This window comes from Dyadobacter luteus, assembly GCF_003383615.1.
In the GTDB taxonomy this organism is placed as follows: Bacteria; Bacteroidota; Bacteroidia; order Cytophagales; family Spirosomataceae; genus Dyadobacter; species Dyadobacter luteus.
Map to the genome: position 1 here is coordinate 409,463 of NZ_QNUL01000001.1, position 24,444 is coordinate 433,906.

Genomic DNA, 24,444 nt, shown 5'->3' on the forward strand with positions numbered 1-24,444 from the left:
AGCTATTTCAACCCGGAAAAGTATGAATCCAATACATTTTCTTAGACAAAAAGGCATTCCCTACGTCCGTGAAAACGGAAAGATAGTCGGGCAATATATTTTCACAGTGTTTTTCATCGGTCTTGGTATCTGGTTTATCCGCCACGAACAAACAGAGCTGCATCAGGTCAGACACATCCTTCTCACGTCCCGCTGGGAATGGTTACTGGCAGGTGTTCTGCTCGCCGGCGTGTACATTGCACTGCAAGGATTGATGTATATTGAATCTTTCGCCGCCATTGGCAGCAGCGTTTCATTTAAAGACTCGGTAACACTTTTCCTAAAGCGAAATTTCATCAGCGTTTTCCTTCCTGCAGGTGGTCTTTCTTCCCTCGCTTTCTTCACCGGACCAATTGCGGACAAAGGAATTTCAAAATCCCAGATTCACTTCGCATCCTCCATTTACGCGTTCGTGGGTATTGTGTCGGTGGTGATTGTCGCAATCCCTGCTTTTTTGTTGGCCGTTGTGCAGGGAAATGTGGGAGCCGGCGAGTGGACAGCACTGGCATCACTGCTGATTTTAACTTGCTGTATATATCTACTCTACCGATCCATATTAAATCAGGGATTGCTCTACCAAAAAGTGATCCGTTATGCTCCCCCGGTGGAAGTGTACCTGGAAGATCTGCAAAGTAATAAAATCGATAAAATTCACTTTTTATGGGTTGTTTTTTATAGTGTTTTGATTGAGCTGACAGGGATCGCTCACGTGTATATCGCCATGCTCGCGCTGGGGCTGCAAGCATCACTTTTTGCAGCCATCATCAGCTACATTGTTGCAGTCATATTTCTGATCGCATCTCCGTTTTTACGCGGCCTGGGAGCAATTGAGGTATCGATGACCTATATTCTGATCCGGTTTGGCTTCACAGATGCAGCCGCCATTTCCATCACTTTTTTCTACCGTTTCCTTGAATTCTGGCTACCCTTGTTTGCCGGAGCCATGAGTTTTCTTTTGAAAATCAACAGACTATTGATGCGGGTTTTCCCGGCTCTTTTACTACTCTTACTTGGTATAGTCAATATTATTTCGGTTCTCACACCTGCAATTAGCCAGCGGCTGATCTTCCTCAAAGACTTTCTCCCACTCGGCGCGATCACAGTTTCCAATTATTTTGTACTGATCACCGGCTTGCTTTTACTGGTTACCGCTGCGTTTATGCTCAAAGGTCTTCGCATGGCCTGGTACTTCTCCGTTTTCTTTTGTCTGCTTTCCTTTGTAGGAAACCTTACCAAAGCCATTGATTATGAGGAAGCTAGTTTTGCACTATTCGTACTGGCCATTTTAATCTTGTCAAGAAAAGAATATTACATCCGTAACAACCGCAGGCTTGGCATCATTGGAATTCAAACCACTTTGCTTTCCTGCCTAGCGGTAATGCTTTATGGTTGTGTCGGATTTTATTTTCTGGATCAAAAGCATTTTAACATCGATTTCAGCTGGTCGGATTCGATCAGATATACCGTTCAGAATTTTCTGCTGATAGGAAGCCAAAATTTAATTCCTCAGGATATTTTCGCAAGTGACTTTCTTTATTCACTCAATATCAGCGGTTTTATTTGCATTTCCTTTCTGGTATACACGCTGGTTCGGCCCTACATTCTAAAAGCAACCGTAGAAACAGATGATTTGCAATGGGCGAAAAAGCAGCTGGTTTCCTACGGAAGTTCAGGTATGGATTATTTCAAAGCTTATCCTGATAAACTCATTTTCCGGCCGGAAAACAGTGAAGCCTTTATAGCTTACCGGCTCACGGGCAACTTTGCCGTAGCGCTGGAGTGTCCGGTCGGGCCCAGAGATACTTGGAGATCTTGTATTACAGCTTTTGAAAAATACTGCTTTGACAGCGGATTGAAAAGTATTTATTACCGCGTTCCTGAGGAGAATCTTGCCTATTTCCCTGATAAAAAGAAATTATTTCTGGGCCAGGAAGGTGTGCTTGATTTGACTGGTTTTTCACTGGATGGAGGTTCGAGAAAATCAATCAGGAATGCATTGAAGAAGGTTTCCGAAAAAGGTTTTTACACAAAAACGTACACCGCACCCATTGATGAGGACTTGCTCGATAAATTGAATGATGTCTCCCAAGAATGGCTACAAGACACACAAAGGTCGGAAATCGTGTTTTCTCAGGGAATGTTTTTGCGGGGAGAATTGAAAGAGCAGACTGTCATTACCCTCGAAGATCCTGATGGAAAGATTGTTGCTTTTGTAAATATCATCCCGGATTATGCTCCCGGCGAAGGCACCTACGACCTGATACGTAAAACCAAAGATGCCCCGAACGGAGTCATCGATTTTATCACGGTGGCGCTTTTTAATCAATTAAAAAATGACGGTTTTAAAACCTGTAACCTGGGGTTTGCTCCACTTTCCGGCATTGCCGACCCGAAGAATTTCCCGGAACGTTCTATGAAATTCGCTTATGAGAAGATCAGTAGCTTTTCGCATTACAAAGGGCTGCGCGACTTTAAGGAAAAGTTCTCGCCGGTCTGGTACAACAAATACCTGATTTACGATCAGGATTATGATTTATTCAAAGTTCCAGCAGCACTGACGAATGTAATCAAACCATAAAAGCAGGTTCGAATTCATCCTTTAAACACACATCATCAATATCTGAAAATGAAAAAGCCACTTGCCCTCTTTCTTGTTTTTCTGCTTGCATGTCAGATAGCTCATGCCGGTACAATCGATTCCATTGTGTATGGTTCTTTTGGAAAAATCATACTTTACCATCCCTCAATTCAGCCTACCTCTGTAGCGCTGTTTGTGTCGGGTGATGGTGGCTGGGAGTCAGGCGTAATAGAGATGGCTAAAAACATAGCGGCGCAGGGAGCGCTGGTGCTGGGCATTGATGCCCGGAATTATAAAAAATCACTCAACCGCCAAACAGAAGGTTGTTTATATCCGGCAGCCGATTTTGAAAATCTGAGTCTGATGATTCAGAAAAAATACCAGTTTCCTCAATACCTAAAACCGGTGCTGGTTGGCTATTCTTATGGGGCTACGCTCATTTACGGAATACTCGCCCAGGCCCCTGCCAATACTTTCAAAGGAGCGTTGGCTCTGGGCTTCTGTCCTGATATTGAAATCGCGAAACCGCTGTGCAAGGGAACAGCGCTCAGTTCGCATCTTACAGCAGATAAAAAAACGTATTGGTTAGAAAAAACATCCCGACTTACCGCGCCATTTATCGCCCTGAATGGCTTGAAGGATTTAAACTGTCCGTACGCATCGACAAAACAGTTTCTTGAAAAGATGCCTATGGCAGAACTGGTCACTCTTCCAAAGGTCGGCCATGGCTTTTCGGTGAACACTAACTGGTTGCCTCAGTTCAATATCGCTTACAAACAAATACTTCGTACACAGTCATTTACAGAACAGAAGTCTGCTCAGAACGCTTTACTTCAAACACAAAAAACAGCGCTGCTGCCAGGATCCTTACCATTAACACTGATTCCTTCCGCTCAGAAAAACGACATGCCCCTTGTGTTTTTTATTTCCGGAGATGGAGGCTGGACCAGTTTCGATCAGTCTCTGGCCGAGAACCTGGCAAAGAGCGGAATGCCCGTTGTGGGTATGGACGCACAGAAGTATTTCTGGAAGGAAAAATCGCCCGGACAATCAGCTGCTGACGTTAGTAAGGCCATTGTGCATTATATGCAGCAATGGAGTAAAAGGGAATTTGTATTGATGGGCTTTTCATTTGGAGCATCTGTTGTGCCGTTTATTGCCGACAGACTTTCCTCAGATATCCAGAAAAATATAAAAGGTGTAATCTCACTGTCTCCCGACGAAAACGCTGATTTTGAAATACATATTACCGACATGCTCAACCTGGGGCAAAACAATGGTCAGTACAATGTGCTGGCGGAAATGATTAAAATTAAGGATCTGAAACCAGCTTGTATATTCGGGGGCCGGGAAGATAGTCAGGTCAAAGACAAATTAAAAAAAGAAGGAATTAAAACCATAATCCTACCCGGAGGCCACCATTACAACGATGATTATGCGGCCCTTACAACTGTCATTTTGAGCAATATTCGGAATTGATCCCCTATTTCAGGACGGGACATATATTAAAGAAAAAAGCGTTTAACATTGCTGCTAAACGCTTTTTTTGTGATTCCGTTGTGATTCGAACACAAGACCTACTGCTTAGAAGGCAGTTGCTCTATCCAGCTGAGCTACGGAACCGAAACTTTTAAAAGACCTACTGCTTAGAAGGCAGTTGCTCTTCGGTTAATGAAACAGGCAGTGAGCAGTTCGCAGATCAAGCTGCATACGGCCTACTGCCTGTTTATTTGTCGGGGAGACAGGATTCGAACCTGCGACCCTCTGGTCCCAAACCAGATGCGCTACCGGGCTGCGCCACTCCCCGAGTTTGACTTTACCTTGCAGATAAAATCAAAGGCCATTTAAAACAGTGTAGAGGAAGCGGGATTCGAACCCGCGGTACCCTTGCGAGTACGGCAGTTTAGCAAACTACTGGTTTCAGCCACTCACCCATCCCTCCGTTGTTCCGTTCTGGGTTGCAAATATAGCTGGTTGTAAATCAGAAAAGCAAACTTTTAAATAAAAAAACTTTATCAGAAGCGTTAAAAGCCCTATTTTTGAAAAACTTTAAATTACACAAAACGTTCAGTATGAACTGGAATTACCCCTTTGGGAGCACAGAATATTTTTTTATATTTTTTTTCGTTTTCGTCTACACAACCTACATAATACGCACAATCCGCGTTGCCAGACAACTTAAAACTACGGCCAGAACAATCATCATCAAGTTGTTTTTAAGAAGTATTACGCTTGGTCTGCTGATCATAAGTTTATTGGGTCCCTCATTTGGAGAGGCGGAAAGACAGATTTCTGCAAAAGGGAAAGACATTTATCTTGTGGTCGACCTTTCCAGATCCATGGATGCAGCGGACGTAAATCCGTCCAGACTCGAAAAGGTTAAGTTTGAATTGAACCATTTTATACAAAACCAGCGTGCGAACAAGATTGGGATTATTATTTTCTCAAATGATGCTTTCGTTCAGGTACCTCTCACATATGATGCCGCTGCACTGGAGCTCTTCATACAATCCCTGCAAACAGATCTTTTACCTACAAGCGGCACTAATATTTGTGGCGCTGTGGAGCTTGCCTATACCAAACTGATGAGTACTACAGATCCTACCAGCCGTTCCAAAATGATAATTACCTTCACCGATGGCGAAAATGGGAATGATTGCAGCCGAAGTCTGTATAACAATCTTCGCCGTTTTGGGGTAGGTAATTATATAGTTGCAGTGGGAACACCGAATGGAATAAGCATCCGGAATCAGGGTAAGCCTCTTCTGGATGAAAACGGCAACATTGTAGTTAGTAAATTGGGTACAGGATTTCTTAAATCTTTCGCAGGAAACACCAAGGGTAACTATTACGAACTGAACAATGCCAAAAATGATATTAACAAACTTATCGGCGATGTAACAAATGCCGATGGTACCTTAATAGACTCGAGAACGGTGACAGTGGCGAGTAACAAGTACTACTATTTTCTTGGTGCAGCGTTAATATTGTTGCTGCTTGATGTGTTAATTACGATCGGAACCTTCCGTCTCTGATGATCTCTTCCTATTTTTGCAGGGTAACAACCGTTTTTTCATGACATCAATCATTCTCTATCTGCTTCTCTGGCTTATGGACAATCGAAATTTCGATTCCATTACCAAGGCTAATGAGCGGAAACTGAGCGCTGAGCGATTTTTTGAAAACAAGCAGTTCGTGGAAGCGGCAGATCTTTACCAGCAGATAACTTATGGATCAACATTTTCCGAACCAGGAGCCAGGCTGAATATGGCCCATGCTTATTTTCTGGCTGGAAAATACCGGAAAGCGCTTCAGCATTATCAGCTTTTAAGGCGTGTGAATAACAGAATGATTTCTTCTGTGGCCAATTTGCAGGTAGGCTTGATTAAAGCACAACAGGAAGATACGGCTGCTGCATTGAGCAGTTTGAAAGAAGCTTTACGTATAGATCCTAATAATGAGATTGCCAGGCATAACTTTGTTATTTTAAAGGACGCGTTTTCAGGAATGGAGCAAATGCCTGCATCTAAAACTGAAAAGAAACAATCGCAGCCTGAAGCAAACAACCAACCGGCCCCACCCCCAAAGCCTAACCAGCAGGAGGTAGAGGAGAATGCAAAAAGAGAGCAGTTATTGACCAGTCTTAAGGCCATGAATATGTCTGAAGATCAGGCAAGGGCAATATTGGATGCAATGAAGTCGGGAGAATCCCAATATATTTATCAGCTACGCAGAAAACAGTATGCGAAGAAAGCTGAGCAGAGTGAGCAAATTGAATGGTAATTTTTATCAAAAACCAATGAACAGTATATCCGAAACAAATTTCCAGTTTCCTAATCAAACAGCCTTTTACAAGGGAAAAGTACGCGATGTGTATTCTTTTGAGAAACATCTTGTGATGGTTGCAACCGACCGCATATCTGCTTTCGATGTAATCCTGCCACGCGCTATTCCTTTCAAAGGACAAGTTCTGAATCAGATTGCAGCCTATTTCCTGAATGCAACTTCGGATATTGTACCTAACTGGCTTGAAGAGGTTCCGGATCCTAACGTAGCTATAGGTATCAAGTGTGAAACCTTTCCGGTTGAAATGGTTGTGCGCGGATACCTTGCAGGCCATGCCTGGAGAGAATATAGTGCGGGAAAAAGAGCTGTTTGCGGAGTGGCTTTGCCGGACGGCTTGAATGAGAACGACAAATTGCCTCAACCGATCATCACACCAACTACAAAGGCGCATGAAGGTCATGATGAAGATATTTCACGTGAAGAGATTCTGAGCCAGGGACTGGTTAGTGAGGATGATTACGAACATCTGGAAAGATATACCCTTGCGCTTTACAACAGAGGTGCTGAGATGGCCGCAGACCAGGGGTTAATTCTGGTAGACACAAAATATGAATTCGGTAAAAAGGATGGAGTTATTTATCTGATCGATGAAATTCACACTCCTGATTCGTCACGGTACTTCTATAAAGATGTTTACCAGCAAAACCAGGAACAAAAATTGCCGCAAAAGCAGCTATCCAAAGAGTTCGTAAGGGAATGGCTCATTCAAAACGGCTTCCAGGGAAAAGACGGACAGCAAATACCTGTCATGGACGACGAACGTGTAGCGCTGATTACTGAACGTTATATTGAACTTTACGAGAAAGTAACTGGAAATAAATTCCAGAAGGCACACGTAGAAAATCCTGTAGAGCGTATTGAAAAAGCAATTGCCAGAGCTACGGAAACATTTTAATTATAAAGAGAAGACCATTTTTTTTAAACAAACTTGCCATGAATCACAAGCTTGAAAAAAAAGAACAATACGTATTTATAGAACTTGAAGAAGCAGCCTTCGCAGGAGAAGTGCCTGCGGCATTTGAAGAAACGGCTCGCTCGCTGTTCCGTGAGGATTACCACAGTCTGATCGTCAATGTACAACAGACAAAATCAATAGATGCCCAGGGAACTGCTGTGCTCAAAAAAATAAACTGGCTTTGTGCGAATGATCTGGGACTTCTGGTTCTCATAACAAGGGATGACGACTTTATAGATACGCTGGAGGCTTTGAAAATTCCGGATCTGACCATACTGCCGACAAAAGAAGAAGCAATAGACGCAGTGTTTATGAATAATCTGGAAAATGAATTTGGGGCAGGAGACGATGATTATGATGATGAAGACTACGAAGGAGTAAGCGAGTCCAAAGAGCCTTGATTGAACATTAATATATGTTTTTTCTTCAAAATCTCACCTTTGAAAAGGGTGAGATTTTTTTGTATCTGACGTATACTAATGATTCGTAAATTTTGAATGTTTAGGCACTTTCGTTACCACCCTAGCAATATTTTTAGATTAATTGTAATAAAACAACAAAAATGATAGACAGAAAGAAAATTTTGTCATTCGGCTATTCCGCCAAATATTTTTTGTGATTATATTGCGAGGCTTTACCCTAATCGTAAGGCAAAGCAAGTTTGGCAATTTTTTTCAAGCGCTTATTTATAAAAATTCTATATACGAATTTGTTAATTTCTCTACACTCTTCGATATATGTCGCAAATGTCTGAACCAATGGTAGAAAATCAGGGACTTTACCGTCCGGAATTTGAGCATGATGCATGTGGAATAGGTTTCCGGGCTAACATCAAAGGCCGCAAGTCACACCAGATAGTAGCCGATGCTATCCATATGCTTGAACGTATGGAACACAGGGGCGCCACAGGTTTTGACCCTAACACAGGTGATGGAGCTGGTATCCTTATCCAAATCCCGCATGAGTATTTTGTGGATGAATGTCTTCAACTTGGCTTTCAGCTTCCGCCGGCTGGAGAATATGGGGTTGGGATGATATTTTTCCCAAATGATGCCACTATGCGTGAGGAATGCCGTGATATCCTCAACAGGAAAATTAAAAAACTTGGCTTGCATTTACTGGGTTACCGCAAAGTGCCTACACTGAATAATACACTCGGTGAAGGTTCTCTCTCAGTAGAGCCGCATGTAGAGCAAATGTTCATCAAACGTCCGGATGAAATTACGGATGATCTTGCTTTTGAACGCAAGCTTTACATACTTCGTCAGGTTTCAGCCAGACTTATTACTGATACAGTAAAAGGTTCTAAGGGTAAATTCTATTATTCTTCTTTATCCTGCCGTACCATTTCATATAAAGGACAGCTTACTACTGCCCAGTTGAAATATTATTTCCCTGATCTGGAAAACGAAGCAGTTGTATCTGCACTTGCTGTAGTACACTCACGTTTTGCTACCAATACATTCCCTGCATGGGAATTGGCTCAGCCTTTCCGCTATATAGCGCATAATGGTGAGATCAATACCGTGAAAGGAAACGTGAACTGGATCAGAGCCGGAGAAAAATCTTTCTCTTCTGAATTCTTTTCAAAAGAAGAAATGGATATGATTCTGCCGATATGCGACAGAAACCAGTCTGACTCCGGTAACCTGGATAACGCCATTGAATTGCTTCACCTTTCAGGCCGCTCATTACCGCACGTGATGATGATGCTTGTGCCTGAGGCATGGGACGGCAACGAGCAAATGGATCCGGAACGTAAGGCATTCTACGAATACCACGCTGCGATTATGGAGCCTTGGGACGGACCTGCTTCTATTTCCTTTACTGATGGAAAAATGGTAGGTGCTACACTTGACCGTAACGGACTTCGCCCTTCACGCTACTGGGTACTCGACGATGATACCATCATTATGGCTTCTGAAGCCGGCGTACTTGAAGTGGACCAGGCAAAGGTTGTTACAAAAGGACGTTTGCAACCTGGCCGTATGTTCGTTGTGGACATGGAGCAGGGGCGCATTATTCCTGATGAAGAGGTAAAAGCAAGCGTATGTTCTGCACAACCTTACCAGCAATGGCTTGACGAATACAAATTACACGTAGATCAGCTTGATGCGCCGATCAGAACGTATCGTCCGTACGAGGAGAACGCGCTTCTGAAACGTCAGGTAGCGTTTGGTTATACTTCCGAAGATTTGCGTATGATTCTGGCTCCAATGGGGCAGACAGGTCTCGAGGCGATTGGATCAATGGGTACGGACGTTCCGTTGGCAGTGCTTTCAGAGCAGAGTCAACACATGTCAAACTACTTTAAGCAGTTGTTTGCACAGGTAACCAACCCGCCGATTGACTCAATCCGTGAGCGTGCGATCATGTCTTTGATCTCATTCGTGGGAGCAACAGAAAATATTCTTACTGAAAGTCCTATACATTGCCGCCAGATTGCGCTGCAACATCCTGTACTTACGGTACATGAGTTCGACAAGCTTCGTTTTGTTGATAAAGCAGGTTTTCAGGCAAAAACAATCAATACCTATTTCCGTGCTGACCAGGGCGGGAAGGCTTTGGAAAGAGCATTGGAAAGAATCTGCCGTTACGCGGTAGATGCGATCGAGGATGGTTTTGAAATCATTATCCTATCTGACCGTGCGATCGACTCTGACCATGCACCGATTCCTTCTCTGCTTGCTACAGCTACCATCCATCACCATTTGATCCGCGAGGGATTAAGAGGTAAAGTGGGTCTTCTGGTTGAAGCTGGAGACGTATGGGAGACACACCACTTTGCGACCCTGATCGGTTACGGCGCAGCAGGTGTTTGTCCTTACATGGCTTTCGAAACCCTTTCTTATATGAACAGAAAAGGGATGATCGAAGAAGGTTTCAAAGACGAAAAATTACATTACAACTATATCAAGGCTGTTAATAAGGAGTTGCTTAAAATCTTCTCTAAAATGGGTATTTCTACCTTGCAGTCTTATCAGGGAGCGCAAATTTTCGAATGCGTTGGTCTGAACAAAGATGTAGTGGATCGTTATTTCACAGGTACCATCTCCCGCATTAGTGGTATGGGTATCTCTGAGATTGCGCGAGAAATATTGGTCCGTCACAAAGTTGCTTACCACGAAACGCCGGAAGAACATCCAAAATTGGAAGTAGGTGGTTTCTATCAGTGGAAGCAGCGTGGAGAGGCGCATATATTCAATCCTCAGTCTGTTCACTTGCTGCAGCAGTCAACGAAGAATAACAGTTACGAGCAATTTAAGAAGTTCTCTCGTCTTATCGACGATCAGAGCCATAAAGCGCTGACCTTGCGCGGATTACTTCGTTTCAAAAAAGGAAATCCTATTCCTTTGGAAGAAGTTGAACCGGTTGAAAATATATTCAAACGCTTCGCTACAGGTGCGATGTCATTCGGATCTATATCATGGGAAGCGCATACAACGCTTGCCATTGCCATGAACCGTATCGGCGGCAAGTCCAATTCAGGTGAAGGTGGTGAAGATGAATTGCGCTATACTAATCTTCCGAACGGAGATAGTATGAACTCGCAGATCAAGCAGGTTGCTTCCGGACGTTTTGGTGTAACCAGTCATTATTTGAGCAATGCTGGTGAGCTTCAGATTAAAACAGCTCAGGGAGCCAAGCCTGGTGAAGGTGGACAGCTGCCTGGATTTAAGGTAGACGACTGGATCGGACGTACGCGTCACTCAACGCCGGGCGTAGGACTTATCTCGCCTCCTCCTCACCACGATATTTATTCTATTGAGGATTTGGCGCAGCTTATTTTTGACTTAAAGAATGCCAATAAAGAAGCAAGAATCAGTGTTAAACTTGTATCGGAAGCAGGCGTTGGAACTGTAGCATCAGGTGTTGCGAAAGCACATGCTGACCACATTCTGATCTCTGGTTATGACGGAGGAACAGGTGCTTCTCCATTGAGCTCAATCCGCCATGCAGGTCTTCCATGGGAGCTTGGTCTGGCAGAAACCCATCAGACGCTTGTTCGCAACAAATTGCGTGGCCGTGTAACTGTTCAGGCAGATGGACAACTTCGTACAGGTAAAGATCTTGCAGTGGCAGCTTTACTGGGTGCTGAAGAATGGGGTGTGGCAACTGCTGCACTTGTAGCAGCTGGATGTATCATGATGCGTAAGTGCCATCTGAATACATGCCCTGTTGGTGTGGCTACACAACGTAAGGAACTGCGTGCGTTATTCTCCGGTAAGCCGGAACACGTAGTGAATATGTTCACTTTCATGGCAGAAGAATTGCGCGAGATTATGGCTCAGCTTGGTTTCCGTACAGTGAATGAAATGGTAGGTCAGGCTCAGTACCTTGAACTTCGCCATGATATTAAACACTGGAAATACAAGAACCTGAACTTTGATGCTATTCTGTACAAAGAGGCTGGCATTAGCGTAGCTCAATTCAAACAGGAAGAGCAAGATCACGGTATAGATAGTATTATTGACCTTGAATTGATTGAAGCCGCAAAACTTTCAATCGATAAGAAGGAGGAAGTATATAAAGAGTTCCCTATTAACAACCTGAACCGCGCGGTTGGTACAATGCTTTCCAATGAAATCTCCAAGAAATACGGAGGACAAGGACTGCCGAAGGGATCAATTCATTACAAATTCCGTGGGACGGCCGGACAAAGTTTCGGAGCGTTTAACACGGCTGGTGTTCGCCTTGAATTGGAAGGAGATGCAAATGATTACTTCGGAAAAGGTCTTTGCGGTGCTGAACTAATTGTATATCCGGACAGAGATTCAAAGTTCAAACCGGAACAGAATATCATCGTGGGTAACGTAGCATTCTACGGAGCTACTTCTGGTGAGGCATACATTCGGGGGACTGCTGGTGAGCGTTTCTGCGTACGTAACTCCGGTGCCAAAGTTGTTGTTGAAGGTTTGGGAGACCACGGTTGCGAATACATGACAGGTGGTTTGGCCGTAATTCTTGGTGAAACCGGAAGAAACTTTGCTGCAGGTATGTCAGGTGGTGTAGCTTATGTTCTTGACAAGGCGGGCGACTTCAAGGAAAAAGTGAACATGGAAATGGTCACTCTGAACGAGCTCAACGAGGAAGATCAGGGTATACTCAGAGAATTCCTCGACAAACATTTCCAGTACACAACGAGTAACGTTGCCTTCCAGCTAATACAGAATTGGGAAGAATCTGTGAAGCGTTTTGTAAAAGTGTTACCGACCGATTTCAAGAAAGCACTTGAAGGACGTGGCATTACACTTGCGCAGCAGATCGCTGATAAAAATGTGGTGTATCAGGACATCGTTGTAGACGTAGATCACCTGTAATATCTTTTGGCCCGGTAGCAATTGGCTGTTAGCTCCACCGGGTTAAAACTTTTAAACGGCCCGATTCAATCACGATTAATTTGAAAGAAAAATAATGGGAAAACCAACCGGATTTTTAGAGTTTGAAAGGGAATTGGCAAAAAAAAGAGCTGTAGACGAGCGTCTTCAGGATTACAAGGAAATCGAAACAGCGCCAACGGATTCAAACTCCAAACAACAATCGGCCCGCTGCATGGATTGCGGGATCCCTTTTTGCCATAATGGTTGTCCGCTGGGTAATATCATTCCGGAATTCAACGATGCCGTTTACGACGGAAACTGGAAACTGGCTTATGAAATCTTGTCCTCAACCAACAACTTCCCTGAATTTACAGGAAGAATTTGCCCTGCACCCTGCGAATCGGCATGTGTGTTAGGTATCAATAAACCGCCTGTTGCCATCGAGTATATTGAGAAGGCAATTATAGAGAAGGCATTTGAGTTGAATCTGGTAAAACCACGTATTCCAAAACGTCGCACAGGTAAGAAGGTCGCTGTTATCGGTTCTGGTCCTGCAGGTCTTGCTGCTGCAAGCCAGTTGAACCAAGCCGGGCATTCGGTTGTACTGATCGAGAGAGCCGACCGTATGGGTGGATTGCTTCGGTATGGTATTCCGGATTTCAAGCTTGATAAAAAAGTAATAGATCGCCGTCTTGAGGTAATGCAACAAGAAGGCATCGAATTCCGCACCAACGTAAACGTAGGTGTTGATATCAAGGTGGATGAACTTGAAAACGATTTCGACGCAGTAGTGCTTACAATGGGTTCTACTGTGCCTCGTGATGTGAAAATTGAAGGTCGCCATTTGAAAGGAATTCACTTTGCTATGGAGTTCCTGAGCCAGCAAAACAAACGTGTTGCAGGAATTGAACCAATCGTAGATCACCGTGGTGTGAAATACAAAGATGGACAGCTGCTTGCTACCGGTAAAAATGTGGTTGTAATTGGTGGTGGTGATACAGGTTCTGACTGCGTAGGTACATCTAACCGCCACGGAGCGAAATCTGTGACTCAAATTGAGCTGATGCCAATTCCTCCGAAGGAGCGTGATGCAAGTACTCCATGGCCCAACTGGCCGATGATGCTTCGTACGTCTACATCTCACGACGAAGGTTGCGACAGACATTGGTCTATCAATACAAAAGAATTTGTCGGTGACGAAAATGGCAATCTGAAAGCGATTAAAATCGTGGATCTGGATTGGCAGAAAGATGCTGAAACTGGTCGTCTTCAAATGAAAGAAGTGGCAGGAAGCGAACGTACAATCGACTGTGAGCTTGCGCTTTTTGCCGCGGGTTTCCTTCATCCACAACAGGAAGGTCTTCTGAATGATCTTGGACTTGACTTCGATGACAGAGGAAACATCAAAACAAATGGTTACCAATCTACATCGAATGAAAAAATCTTTGCCGCAGGTGACTGTCGCAGAGGTCAGTCTTTGGTAGTATGGGCAATCAGCGAAGGTCGCGAGGCGGCAAGAGCAGTTGACGAATACCTGATGGGAGAATCATTCCTGGAAGCAAAAGCTATTTCAATGTTCAATCCATCTTTTGCTCACGTGTAGAGAACTGAGCTTAGTTTTATTAACAATATTGAAAAACCGTACGTGATCCGTGCGGTTTTTCTCATTTTAAACAGCAAGCCCACCATTTAGTCAATGATCTGTATATTTGCATGTGACTTCTGCCGATAGGCGGAGAAATCAAGAAATCGCGTCAATATGTTTTTGCACTATTCCCCGTTTTGGTTAAAGGCTTTGTATCCCCGGTATATCTGGCATATACCGGTTAGTGAAAAAAAGATTTTCCTTACTTTTGATGATGGCCCCATACCCGACATTACTGAATTTGTACTGGAAGAACTGGCGAAATTTAACGCAAAAGCCACTTTTTTTTGTATTGGAGACAATGTGCGTAAACATCCGGATGTCTTCGCAAAATTAGCTCAGCAGGGACATTCAATTGGTAACCACACCTTCAATCACATGAACGGATGGAAGACACAGGATGACTTGTATCTGGATAATATCAGCAAATGCGACGTGCAACTCAATATGCAGACTTCATTATTCCGTCCTCCCTATGGCCGTATCAGCAGAGCCCAGGCGCGGCTGTTACCGGCAGATCGTAAGATCGTAATGTGGGATGTATTGAGTGGTGATTTTTCTGCAGATATGACTAGTGAAACCTGTCTCAGGAAAAGCATAAAACATACGCGGCCAGGGTCGATAATATTGTTTCACGATAGTATTAAGGCATCGAAAAATATGCAGTTTGCACTACCCGGATTCCTTTCTCATTTTGCTGAAAAGGGATTTGAATTTGCAGCAATACCCATGACAAACTAAAAATAGCAGGACAAGTCAAAGTTCCTGATTAATAAAGTATATGATTGAAACACATGCTCACATCTACAGTGAGGACTACAATGAAGATCGCGAGACAATGCTGGAAAGAGCCTGGAATGCAGGTATCAGCCAAATTTGGATGCCAAACTGTGATCATGCCACTATTGAGCCAATGATGGCACTGGCAGACCAGTATCCTGATCAATGTTTGCCTATGATCGGCCTGCACCCATGTTATGTCAAAGAGGATTTTGAAAAAGAGCTTGCCGTCGTTGAACAGTGGCTTTCGAAAAGAAAGTTTATCGCTATCGGAGAGATAGGGATGGATCTGTTTTGGGATAAAACCTACCGTACGCAACAAGAAGAAGCTTTTTTATACCAATGTAAGCTGGCTGTTAAGCATAACATTTGGATAGATATTCATAGCAGAGATGCTTTTCAGGAAACAGTTGCACTGATTGAAAAATTGGCTGAGCCTGCTTTGACTGGCATTTTTCATTGTTTTACAGGTTCGTTGGCTGATGCCGAAAAGGCAATTGAGCTTGGATTTAAACTGGGTATCGGAGGTGTAGCCACATTCAAAAATGGCGGACTGGACAAAGTAATACCCTACGTAGATCTTAAACATCTGGTTTTGGAGACGGACAGTCCGTATCTGGCACCTGTTCCGTATCGCGGAAAAAGGAATGAAGTTTCTTATATTGAAATAGTTGCGCAGCGAATTGGTGATCTTAAGCAAATCAGCAAAGAAGAAGTAATTGTAGCAACAACGGAAAATGCATTAGCCATGCTTTCGGTATAACTGAATTAAGATTAACAATGTCATATAACACAATTCATATCAATCCCATATCTCCTGATCCTGTTCAGGGTTCAGTGCTTGTTATTTACACCGGAGGTACTTTGGGAATGGTATATGAGAGCAAGGGAAAGCAACTTGTCCCCTTTAATTTCGATCAGATCATTGAAAAAGTGCCAGAAATCAGCAGACTGAGCTTTGGAATTACATTCTTATCTCTGAAAGAACCTATTGATTCGTCAAACGTCAATCCTGCTATCTGGATAGAGCTTGCTCAGATTATTGAAACCAACTACACGTACTATGACAGTTTTGTAATTCTGCACGGAACCGATACGATGGCCTATACGGCATCAGCGTTGAGCTATCTGTTAGAAAATTTGGATAAACCCGTGATCCTTACTGGCGCTCAACTTCCTATCGGAGTTGCTCGATCGGATGCACGTGAAAACTTTATCACTGCGCTGGAGCTGGCTGCAGCCATGGACGATGACCGCAAACCCATATTATCGGAGGTTTGTATTTATTTCAATTCTCAGTTATTACGCGGAAACCGTTCAAAAAAACAGGAAAGCTCTGATTTTAACGCATTTCATTCTGAGAATTATCCGTATCTGGCCAACGCGGGTGTGCAGATTGAATACAATTATCCATATCTGAAACCGCGGGAGGAAAATGCACAGTTGAAAGTTCACACACAAATGGACACCAATGTTGCTTTCATTAAAATGTTTCCGGGTATTAACCAGAAAGTTGTAGAGTCGATTTTAGGTATCGAAGGTTTGCGCGGTGTAGTGCTTGAAACCTATGGGGCAGGCAATGCCACGACAGACAGGTGGTTTCTGGATGCAATTAAAACTGCAATTGAATCCGGTATTGTGATTTTTAATGTTTCTCAGTGCGAAGGAGGCAAGGTAATCCAGGGACACTATCAAACCAGCAAATTTCTTAAGCAGGTAGGTGTAGTAAGTGGCTCTGACATTACTGCGGAAGCAGCCATTACCAAAATGATGTACGTATTCAGCAAGGAAAACGAAATCGAAAAGTGCGCAGCGCTTCTTGGAAAACCTTTAAGGGGAGAAATGAGTGTTTGATTTGTTTATTTAATTACTTCCGCTATATTTGCACCCTGATTAACCACCCAGAGAGGTGTCCGAGTGGTTGAAGGAGCTACCCTGGAAAGGTAGTATATGGGTAACTGTATCGAGAGTTCGAATCTCTTCCTCTCTGCAAAACCCCCTTGCATTTACTTGCAAGGGGGTTTTATGTTTTCTACTACTCTAATTGCTACTTTTTAAGCCCTAGTGCTATGGTAAACCCTTACATAGAAGCTAAGCTCTACAAACGACAAGGCGACCTTTCCAAACGTTGGTACGTTGAGTTTGGAGCGTGGAACCCGTCTGAGAATTCAGTAGAGAAAAAGAAAATATATTGTCCGGCCAAATTCAAGACTGAGAAGCAACGGGAAGTTAATGCGACAGTTCCTTATTATAGTAAAAGTACAAATTCTTTACGTTTTATCATCGTCCTATTCAAGAGTTAAATACCATCTAACACGTAACACGAGCAGGAATTATACTATTGACGTTGTCACATTTGTTTAGAGGCAGAAATAGGCAGATTTAATATTTCAACTAAATTTGAGTATGAGAAAACGACCGCGGCGGACCGTGAGTATTCGACGAATCTTTCAAAAAGATGGCAGTAGAACTGTAAGAAGCTAAAGGCTCGGTGAGTGTAGCAGCGGCTGAGCTCGGGCTTGATGCAGGGCGTATCAGTAAATGGCGCGCAAGTTTTAATAAGCCTGATTTTCGAGAAAAAGTTGAAGGTTTGACGGAGGAGCAAAACGGATCCGGCAATTAGAAAGAGAGCTCCGGGAGGTAAAACTTGAACACGAGATATTAAAAAAGGCGGCCGCCGGGGCCCGGTCCGCATCTTTTCCAGGGGCGAACGGAACGGTTCCGATTTATAGAAGCTAATCAAGGAATCTATCCGGTGGCAAAGATGTGTAAAATGCTCGGAGAGACGGGGCCGAAAAGGAGACTGTTGGGACAATGCACCAGCTGAAAGCTTTTTTAAGACGCTGAAAACAGAAATGGTTTATCATCGTGAATTTAAAAGTAAACAAGAGGCAAAACTGGTAATTTTTGAATTTATTGAGGTTTGGCGGCCGCCGCTGCGGTATAATAGAAAAAGAAGACATTCATCGCTAGGTTATTTAAGCCCTCAGGCCTTTGAAGAAAAGCTACTAAACGAGCAAAAAGCAGCTTGATCGCATGAATCGAAGACGTGAAATCAAGCCCTTTATCTAATTGCGGGGCCATAAGCCCCGCAATTAGATAAAGGTTCCAAGGGGTTTGGGGAATAGAAGATTCCCCAGAAAGATGTAAGAAAATATTGCCTATTAAATTCCTCCAACAAAAGGTTGCAATTCCAAACTTCATAATAGGATTTGTATATGTTGAAAAAGCGATTCAAAAACCTGATCGACATAGACCTCAACAAACTCTATTTAGAGATGAAATGAATGAACAGAATATTGAGTGACACCTGATTATGCACCTTTGCATTAAACCATTTCCTTTATACCACTAACAAAATCTTTTCCACTGCTGTATCAGGTTCATGTTGAGAGTAAATCTGCAGATAACCATTGGGGATTATTCTACACGCAGGGATCCGGGTATTTTACACAGCTATGAATGCTCTCTGAGAGTAAACTACCAGTGACAGCATTGTCTCTAATCCGGTTATCAATCAGCTTAATTAAGGATTATTTAATCAGACAACTTCAAAGGTGGTCACCCCAGAACTCTCTGTCAAATCAGCTCGATTCTAATCACAAAACCATTGACTATAAACTACATAGATCACCCAAAGAGTATTATCATTTCCTACCCGCACTCATTGTTCTGGCCCTATTTCGCGTCTAATATCTTCTAATTAAAGATGCTGCCTACAGACTGACGTCTACCTTTACCGCCACCATTCCCTTGTCAGTTTTTATAACATCACGCCTTGGAAGATCAAGGCGTGATATTTTAATATCCACGTTCAAACGTGGTTTATGCACTTTACATAGCATCCCGTCAGATCATCAACTTTTATATGCTTAAACTTTATCAAAATCAGAAAAGTATAGGACTGGCAGCGTCTCTGCTGTCTCTTATCATTATCATTGGCCTTTTGTATGCGCTGCAAAGTGTGCTCGTACCGCTGATGTTTTCAATACTGCTGGCCATTTCGCTTTATCCGGTTACGCGTTTTATTGAGAAGTACAAAGTAAACAGAGTTACCGCTTCCTTGATTTCGGTGCTTATTGCCATCATTCTGATCGGCGGTCTTGTCTGGTTTATTGTACACCAGGTACTGATCATAGGGTCAAGTGGAAGTGAGTGGCAGTCCCGTTTCATGCACATTCTTCAAACCATTCAGCAGTGGGTAACCATGCGCTTCGGAATTGAGCAGGGGCAACTTACCCAGCAGATCACCACATTCACAAACAGGGCCATTTCCAATGCAGGCGTCATTGTCGGCACCGCATTTGGTTCGGTGGGAAGTATATTGGCAGGCGTTGTGATTGTGCCGCTTTTTACCTTCTTTCTTTTGTACTACCGCGATTTTTTCAGGGAATTTTTCTTTCATGCATTTATATCAACGCCCAAAGAGATTGTCAGCGAAGTCCTTGACAGGATCTACTATGTTGTGCAGAGTTACCTTGTAGGTCTTGTAACCGTAATGGGCATTGTTGCTATCTTAAACACAGTAGGACTGCTGGTGCTGGGAATTCCCTATGCATGGTTCTTTGGCATACTCGCGTCCCTTCTAATGCTACTTCCTTACATCGGCATTGCAATCGGGTCGATCCTACCTGCCGTTTTTGCACTGGCAACCAAGGACAGCGCCTGGTACGCCTTGGGTGTGATCGGATGGTTTCAGGTCGTCCAGTTTCTGGAAGGCAATTTTCTGACGCCCAATATTGTCGGCGGCAAAGTAAGCATTAATCCGCTGATGGCTTTGGTTGGACTACTTCTGGGAGGTATGCTCTTTGGTCTTGCAGGACTTATACTGGCCATACCGATGATAGCGGTTTTGAAAGTAGTCTTCGACGCAGTGCCGTCCATGAAAGCGTTTGGCTTTTTGATAGGCGAACCCGAACAGTATCATCTAAAAAGATTCTCGGGCAAGATCCTTATGAAGCGGTGGAAAATAAATCCTGCAACACCACAAAACGAAAGTTAAGAAACTAACTGCTAACCCATTGATCACAGTTCTATGAAACTCATATGACTTTACACTCATGGCTGTATGGTTCTGAGAGAAAACCGTTTATGCTGACGTACTAGTTGCATCCCGGCCTTGTAGCCAAAACGTTTGCCGTCATCATTGCATTGTAAGCTGCCTGGGGATACGAAATAGATATTGTACTAAATGTTAACAAAATCATAAATGAAGAAAGAATACCCTGCCCAGGCCCCTACCCCCTGGGAAAGACTGGTAGGCATGCTGTATGTAGAGAGAACGACAATCAACTACATACTTCTTTATGCGATTCTTATAGGTCTTTTGGGACTTACGCTGCCTTTGGGAACTACTGCCGTTTTTAACTTCCTTTCAAACGGCGTTTTATACAGCTCTACGTATATTTTGATAGGCATTGTATTGCTTGGAATCGCAGTAGGTGGCCTTCTGCTCATCGGTCAGCTCACACTCGTCGAGCTGGTAGAGCAGAAAATTTTCGCCAGGGCAACCGTTGAATTTGCCTACCGTTTCCCACGTATAAAAAAGCAGGAACTATCTGGCGAATATCCTCCCGAGCTTGTCAACCGTTTTTTTGATGTACTCACTATACAAAAGGGGTTGACAAAATTACTTGTGGATGTGGTCGCATCAGCAGTCCAGATCTCCTTCACTGCCATTCTTCTGTCGTTTTATCACCCTGTTTACATTGTCTTCGGGATTCTAACTGTACTGGTCATTTTTCTGATGCTCAGCCTTTTCTACAAGAGCGGGGTTTCTACCAGCATAGAAGAATCTGCATATAAATATGAGGTGGTTGCTTACCTGGAAAAAGTGGCAGAAAACCTCGATGATTACCGCAACCGTAAAGATCAGCTTGATAAGGTACTTTCAGATACGGACAGAATTACGGCGAAGTACCTCAGGGCCAGAAATGACCACTTTAAAATCCTAAGAAAGTTTTACGCCAGCTCTGTCGTACTGCGTACACTGCTGATGGGCGGGCTGCTTTTGGTAGGGTCCTACTATGTTATAGAGCGCCAGATGACACTGGGACAATTTGTGGCGGCAGAAGTAATCATTGTCCAGATCAGCTACGCAGTCGAAAAATTCATGACCAGTCTGAGCACCATTTTCGATATGGTGACAGGTAGTGAGAAAATAGCAGCAGTCACAGATCTGCAACTGGAAGAAAGTGAGGTGGAAAATGGCTAGCAAATCATCGCAGAAACCAAAATGGCAGCACATCGGTGTGCTCTCCAAACAGCAGATCCTGGCCACCAGGGGCACCAGAATGCTTGGTAGGGTTATGCTCGCGCTATTGGGTGTATTTATCATTGTGTTGTTTTTACCGTGGAGACAGACGATACCTGGAAGGGGAACAGTGACAGCGCTCAGACCCGAAGATCGTCCGCAGACGGTACAGAACCAGATTGGCGGTCGCATAGAGCACTGGGCAGTACGAGAGGGTGAAAAGGTAGAAAAAGGCGATACGATACTAATTATTTCTGAAACGAGTCAATCCTACTTTGATCCCGAGCTCCCGCTTCGGCTCAGAGAGCAGCTTACTGCCAAGGAAGGAAACGAGGGTGCTGCATCTCAGAAAATGGAAGCAACTGCGGCCCAAATGCGTGCATTAACCAAAGGGCTTCGCATTCAGCTAAGTGCGGCGCAAAACAAAGTGACCCAGGCAGAAAACGTTGTAAGTATTGACAGTGCTGATCTGATTGCAGTAAAGCGTTTTTTTGAGATTAGTAAGTCCAGGCTTGCCAGGTATGAAGCCGGATATCTGAACGGGCTTTTTTCGCTGACCGACATTGAATCACGCCGGCTAAAACTGCAGGAGGACAATGCCAAAGTGGTCAGCCAGCAAAATAAGCTCAGCAATTCTATTCAGTCACTGCTCAACGCGCGTATTGAACTTGATAATATCAGGGCGGAGTATGATCAGGCCCTGGCCAAGGCACAATCTGAGATGAGCTCTGCGCTTTCCAGTAAGGTAAGTGCGCAGGGAGAAATTGCCAAACTCAGAAATGAAATTTCTAACACAGATATAAGGCGGGGACTTTACGTAGTGCGGGCTCCTCAGACCGGTTTTGTAGTCAAAACCCTGAAAGCGGGGATCGGAGAGAATATCAAGGAAGGAGAGTCAATTGCCACCCTTCAGCCCGAAGCGCCTTTAATCGCCGCTGAAATATATGTGGACGCGATGGATGTTCCGCTGATTCTGATGAACAGCGACGTTCGGCTTCAGTTTGAAGGCTGGCCCTCTGTTCAGTTTTCCGGTTGGCCGTCAGTCGCTGTGGGCACTTTTGCCGGGAAAGTTTCAGTAATAGACCTTGTCAGCAGTACCACAGGCAAATACCGTCTGCTGATAAAACCTACAGATCCGGTACCTGTGAAAGACCAGCCATGGCCCAAACAGCTCAGGCAGGGATCGGGTGTATATGGCCGTGTGATTTTGCGGTCTGTTCCGGTATGGTATGAGATATGGCGGCAGCTGAACGGCTTCCCTCCGAGTCTGGAAGCTGAACCGGCTGTGCAGGTGGGTGCAAAATAAACAATTCAAATTTTGACGTTATGTCGTCGACCAGGTATTTTAAGATTATCAAGTCAGTAATAATCCTGCTTTTTCCAGTTGTGTTTAATGTAGCTGGAAGCTATGCCCAATCTGACTCAAATCAGGTTAACCGCAGGATATTCGCACTGCAGGATTTTGAGCGGATTGTTCTGATGCACCACCCTATCGTCAAGCAGGCTGAGCTGCTAAGTGAGCAGGCCCGGGCACAGCTTCAGCAAGCCTGGGGCGCTTTTGACCCCAATATTAAAAGTCATTTCGGAAGAAAAACATTTGGCGGCACCGAATACTATAATAACTGGTCAAATGAGCTCAAAGTGCCGTTATGGCTTGCAGGTGCAGATCTGAAAATTGGTTATGACCGCTTTGTGGGCGAGAACACCAACCCCGAAACCCGTACGGGCGTGCCCGGCCTTACAGGGCTCGGACTCAGTATACCTATAGGACAGGGCCTTCTGATTGATGCACGCAGAAATGTGCTTCGGCAGGCCAGGGTAATGGTAAATTATGCTGAAGCAGAAAAGATCAAACAGATCAATCAGATTTGGCTTTCAGCTATGAAAGATTACTGGAACTGGTACAATGCCCACCGGCAATATGAGCTGATCGGTGAGGGTGCCGATCTTGCTTACCAAAGATTTGTGGCAGTAAAAAACCAGGCACTGCTCGGCGATAAACCCACCATTGATTCAGTAGAAGCCGCCATCACTTTTCAGGAGCGAAGTATCCAGTTTCAGAAAGCGAAAGTGGAGCTGAATAATTCACGTTTACTAATGTCCAACCATATCTGGGATGAGCGCGAGCAGCCATTGGAACTGGCGGACAGTCTGTATCCTGAAAACACGCGGCCACCTGGCTCTGACTTCTACAAAAGCAAACTACAGTCGCTGCTTGGAACCGCAGCAGCTTCGCACCCAGAGCTTCTGATGCTGAAAAACAAGGATCTGCAGCTTCAGATAGAAAGAAACTATCGACTGGAAATGCTCAAACCCAAACTCAGTGTAAGTGCTTCTCTGATCACCAGCCGCACTGACTTTTCCTCTTTCGTACCGGATTATTACGATCTGAGGTGGAGTAATTACAAACTTGGTGTCGACTTCGCCTTTCCACTGCTTCTAAGGGCCGAGCGCGGCAAACTCAATGAGGTCAAAGCTAAACAACTCGCAATCAGATATGATGCCGCGCAAACAGGCCGTGAAATTAACACCAACATACTCAATGCATTCAACGAGTTGGTTGCCTATGAGTCACAGATCGCGATTCAAACCACAAGCATCGAGAATCAACAGGTTTTGCTAACCGGCGAGTTGGCTAAATTCGATCTGGGGGAAAGCACTCTTTTTTTGATCAATAGCCGTGAAACCAAACTGATTGACATGAAAATAAAACTGGCCGAACTGCTGACCAGCTATCAGAAAACCATAGCACAGCTATACTACTCGGCCGGTACTGTAACAGAGAGGTAGTACAGGTGTCTGATGCGCCCCATCAGAACGTCAGATTTCTGATTCTGTTAGCCAAGTCATTTCTCAAACATCTTACCCAGGGGGGCTTTTCAGCGACTTTGAAGAAACTCCGGGTTCGTAGGTGCCGAATTTAACTTTATGGCCAACTATGAATAGAATGCCAGAAAGCTCAATATCAAATAGGGCTGTCGCGACGGGTCTTGACTACAATACAAGGTAACAATTGGGCGGACAAAC

General features: G+C 44.1%; 16 protein-coding genes, 4 tRNA genes and 1 pseudogene. 17 read left to right on the forward strand and 4 right to left on the reverse strand.

The features are described from left to right. The first annotated feature begins 22 nt into the window (after nt 1-22). Both DSL64_RS01605 and DSL64_RS01610 read left to right on the forward strand, forming a co-directional pair. A complete protein-coding gene (locus DSL64_RS01605) occupies nt 23-2,617 on the forward strand; it encodes a phosphatidylglycerol lysyltransferase domain-containing protein (protein ID WP_115828880.1) in 2,595 nt (864 codons plus the stop codon). A 48-nt stretch (nt 2,618-2,665) separates the two neighbouring features. Further along, nucleotides 2,666-4,096: an AcvB/VirJ family lysyl-phosphatidylglycerol hydrolase gene (locus DSL64_RS01610; protein WP_115828881.1), complete on the forward strand. Its 1,431-nt coding sequence runs from the start codon at nt 2,666-2,668 to the stop codon at nt 4,094-4,096. 70 nt (nt 4,097-4,166) lie between these two features. Here the strand turns inward: DSL64_RS01610 and DSL64_RS01615 are convergent. The 3 genes from DSL64_RS01615 to DSL64_RS01625 all read right to left on the reverse strand — a co-directional run bounded on the left by DSL64_RS01615 (nt 4,167) and on the right by DSL64_RS01625 (nt 4,559). Beyond that, a tRNA-Arg gene (locus DSL64_RS01615) sits at nt 4,167-4,240 on the reverse strand. 110 nt (nt 4,241-4,350) lie between these two features. Next, nucleotides 4,351-4,424 (reverse strand) — tRNA-Pro (locus DSL64_RS01620). A gap of 48 nt (nt 4,425-4,472) precedes the next feature. Next, nucleotides 4,473-4,559, reverse strand: a tRNA-Ser gene (locus DSL64_RS01625). 130 nt (nt 4,560-4,689) lie between these two features. Here DSL64_RS01625 and DSL64_RS01630 point away from each other — a divergent pair. From DSL64_RS01630 to DSL64_RS01685, 11 genes and pseudogenes are all read left to right on the forward strand, one after another. Next, entirely contained in the window at nt 4,690-5,652 is a 963-nt protein-coding gene (locus DSL64_RS01630) for a vWA domain-containing protein (RefSeq protein WP_115828882.1), read from the forward strand. Nucleotides 5,653-5,692: 40 nt separating this feature from the next. Then, nucleotides 5,693-6,400, forward strand: a complete 708-nt coding sequence (locus DSL64_RS01635; protein ID WP_115828883.1) for a tetratricopeptide repeat protein — start codon at nt 5,693-5,695, stop codon at nt 6,398-6,400. A gap of 16 nt (nt 6,401-6,416) precedes the next feature. Further along, entirely contained in the window at nt 6,417-7,358 is a 942-nt protein-coding gene (locus DSL64_RS01640; protein ID WP_115828884.1) for a phosphoribosylaminoimidazolesuccinocarboxamide synthase, read from the forward strand. 38 nt (nt 7,359-7,396) lie between these two features. After that, nucleotides 7,397-7,819, forward strand: a complete 423-nt coding sequence (locus DSL64_RS01645) for an STAS domain-containing protein (protein ID WP_115828885.1) — start codon at nt 7,397-7,399, stop codon at nt 7,817-7,819. A gap of 336 nt (nt 7,820-8,155) precedes the next feature. After that, on the forward strand, nt 8,156-12,739 hold the full coding sequence (gene gltB / locus DSL64_RS01650; RefSeq protein WP_115828886.1) for a glutamate synthase large subunit: 4,584 nt from the start codon (nt 8,156-8,158) through the stop codon (nt 12,737-12,739). A gap of 94 nt (nt 12,740-12,833) precedes the next feature. After that, the gene (locus tag DSL64_RS01655) at nt 12,834-14,342 is read left to right on the forward strand and encodes a glutamate synthase subunit beta (protein ID WP_115828887.1); all 1,509 of its coding nucleotides are present in this window, start codon (nt 12,834-12,836) and stop codon (nt 14,340-14,342) included. A 156-nt stretch (nt 14,343-14,498) separates the two neighbouring features. Then, nucleotides 14,499-15,125, forward strand: a complete 627-nt coding sequence (locus DSL64_RS01660; protein WP_115828888.1) for a polysaccharide deacetylase family protein — start codon at nt 14,499-14,501, stop codon at nt 15,123-15,125. A 40-nt stretch (nt 15,126-15,165) separates the two neighbouring features. Continuing rightward, nucleotides 15,166-15,927, forward strand: coding sequence for a TatD family hydrolase (locus tag DSL64_RS01665; RefSeq protein WP_115828889.1), 762 nt, complete (start codon nt 15,166-15,168; stop codon nt 15,925-15,927). A 17-nt stretch (nt 15,928-15,944) separates the two neighbouring features. After that, nucleotides 15,945-17,018 (forward strand): asparaginase, encoded by a 1,074-nt coding sequence (locus DSL64_RS01670; protein WP_115828890.1) that lies wholly within the window; start codon nt 15,945-15,947, stop codon nt 17,016-17,018. Nucleotides 17,019-17,067: 49 nt separating this feature from the next. Further along, a tRNA-Ser gene (locus tag DSL64_RS01675) sits at nt 17,068-17,154 on the forward strand. An 802-nt stretch (nt 17,155-17,956) separates the two neighbouring features. After that, nucleotides 17,957-18,196, forward strand: a pseudogene (locus DSL64_RS01685) (transposase); the annotation flags it as partial. Here DSL64_RS01685 and DSL64_RS28785 read toward each other — a convergent pair. Then, nucleotides 18,078-18,368: a hypothetical protein gene (locus DSL64_RS28785; RefSeq protein WP_147300313.1), complete on the reverse strand. Its 291-nt coding sequence runs from the start codon at nt 18,366-18,368 to the stop codon at nt 18,078-18,080. The pseudogene DSL64_RS01685 and the gene DSL64_RS28785 sit on opposite strands and share 119 nt — an antisense overlap. Before the next feature lie 664 nt (nt 18,369-19,032). On the opposite strand from DSL64_RS28785, the gene DSL64_RS01690 reads away from it, so the two are divergent. The 4 genes from DSL64_RS01690 to DSL64_RS01705 all read left to right on the forward strand — a co-directional run bounded on the left by DSL64_RS01690 (nt 19,033) and on the right by DSL64_RS01705 (nt 24,207). After that, nucleotides 19,033-20,166 (forward strand): AI-2E family transporter, encoded by a 1,134-nt coding sequence (locus DSL64_RS01690; protein WP_115829143.1) that lies wholly within the window; start codon nt 19,033-19,035, stop codon nt 20,164-20,166. A 207-nt stretch (nt 20,167-20,373) separates the two neighbouring features. Then, nucleotides 20,374-21,378, forward strand: a complete 1,005-nt coding sequence (locus DSL64_RS01695) for an ATP-binding cassette domain-containing protein (RefSeq protein ID WP_115828893.1) — start codon at nt 20,374-20,376, stop codon at nt 21,376-21,378. Then, the gene (locus DSL64_RS01700) at nt 21,371-22,723 is read left to right on the forward strand and encodes an HlyD family secretion protein (protein WP_115828894.1); all 1,353 of its coding nucleotides are present in this window, start codon (nt 21,371-21,373) and stop codon (nt 22,721-22,723) included. Before DSL64_RS01695 ends, DSL64_RS01700 begins: the two co-directional genes overlap by 8 nt. A 20-nt stretch (nt 22,724-22,743) precedes the next feature. Continuing rightward, nucleotides 22,744-24,207: a TolC family protein gene (locus tag DSL64_RS01705; RefSeq protein WP_115828895.1), complete on the forward strand. Its 1,464-nt coding sequence runs from the start codon at nt 22,744-22,746 to the stop codon at nt 24,205-24,207. Nucleotides 24,208-24,444: the final 237 nt, after the last annotated feature.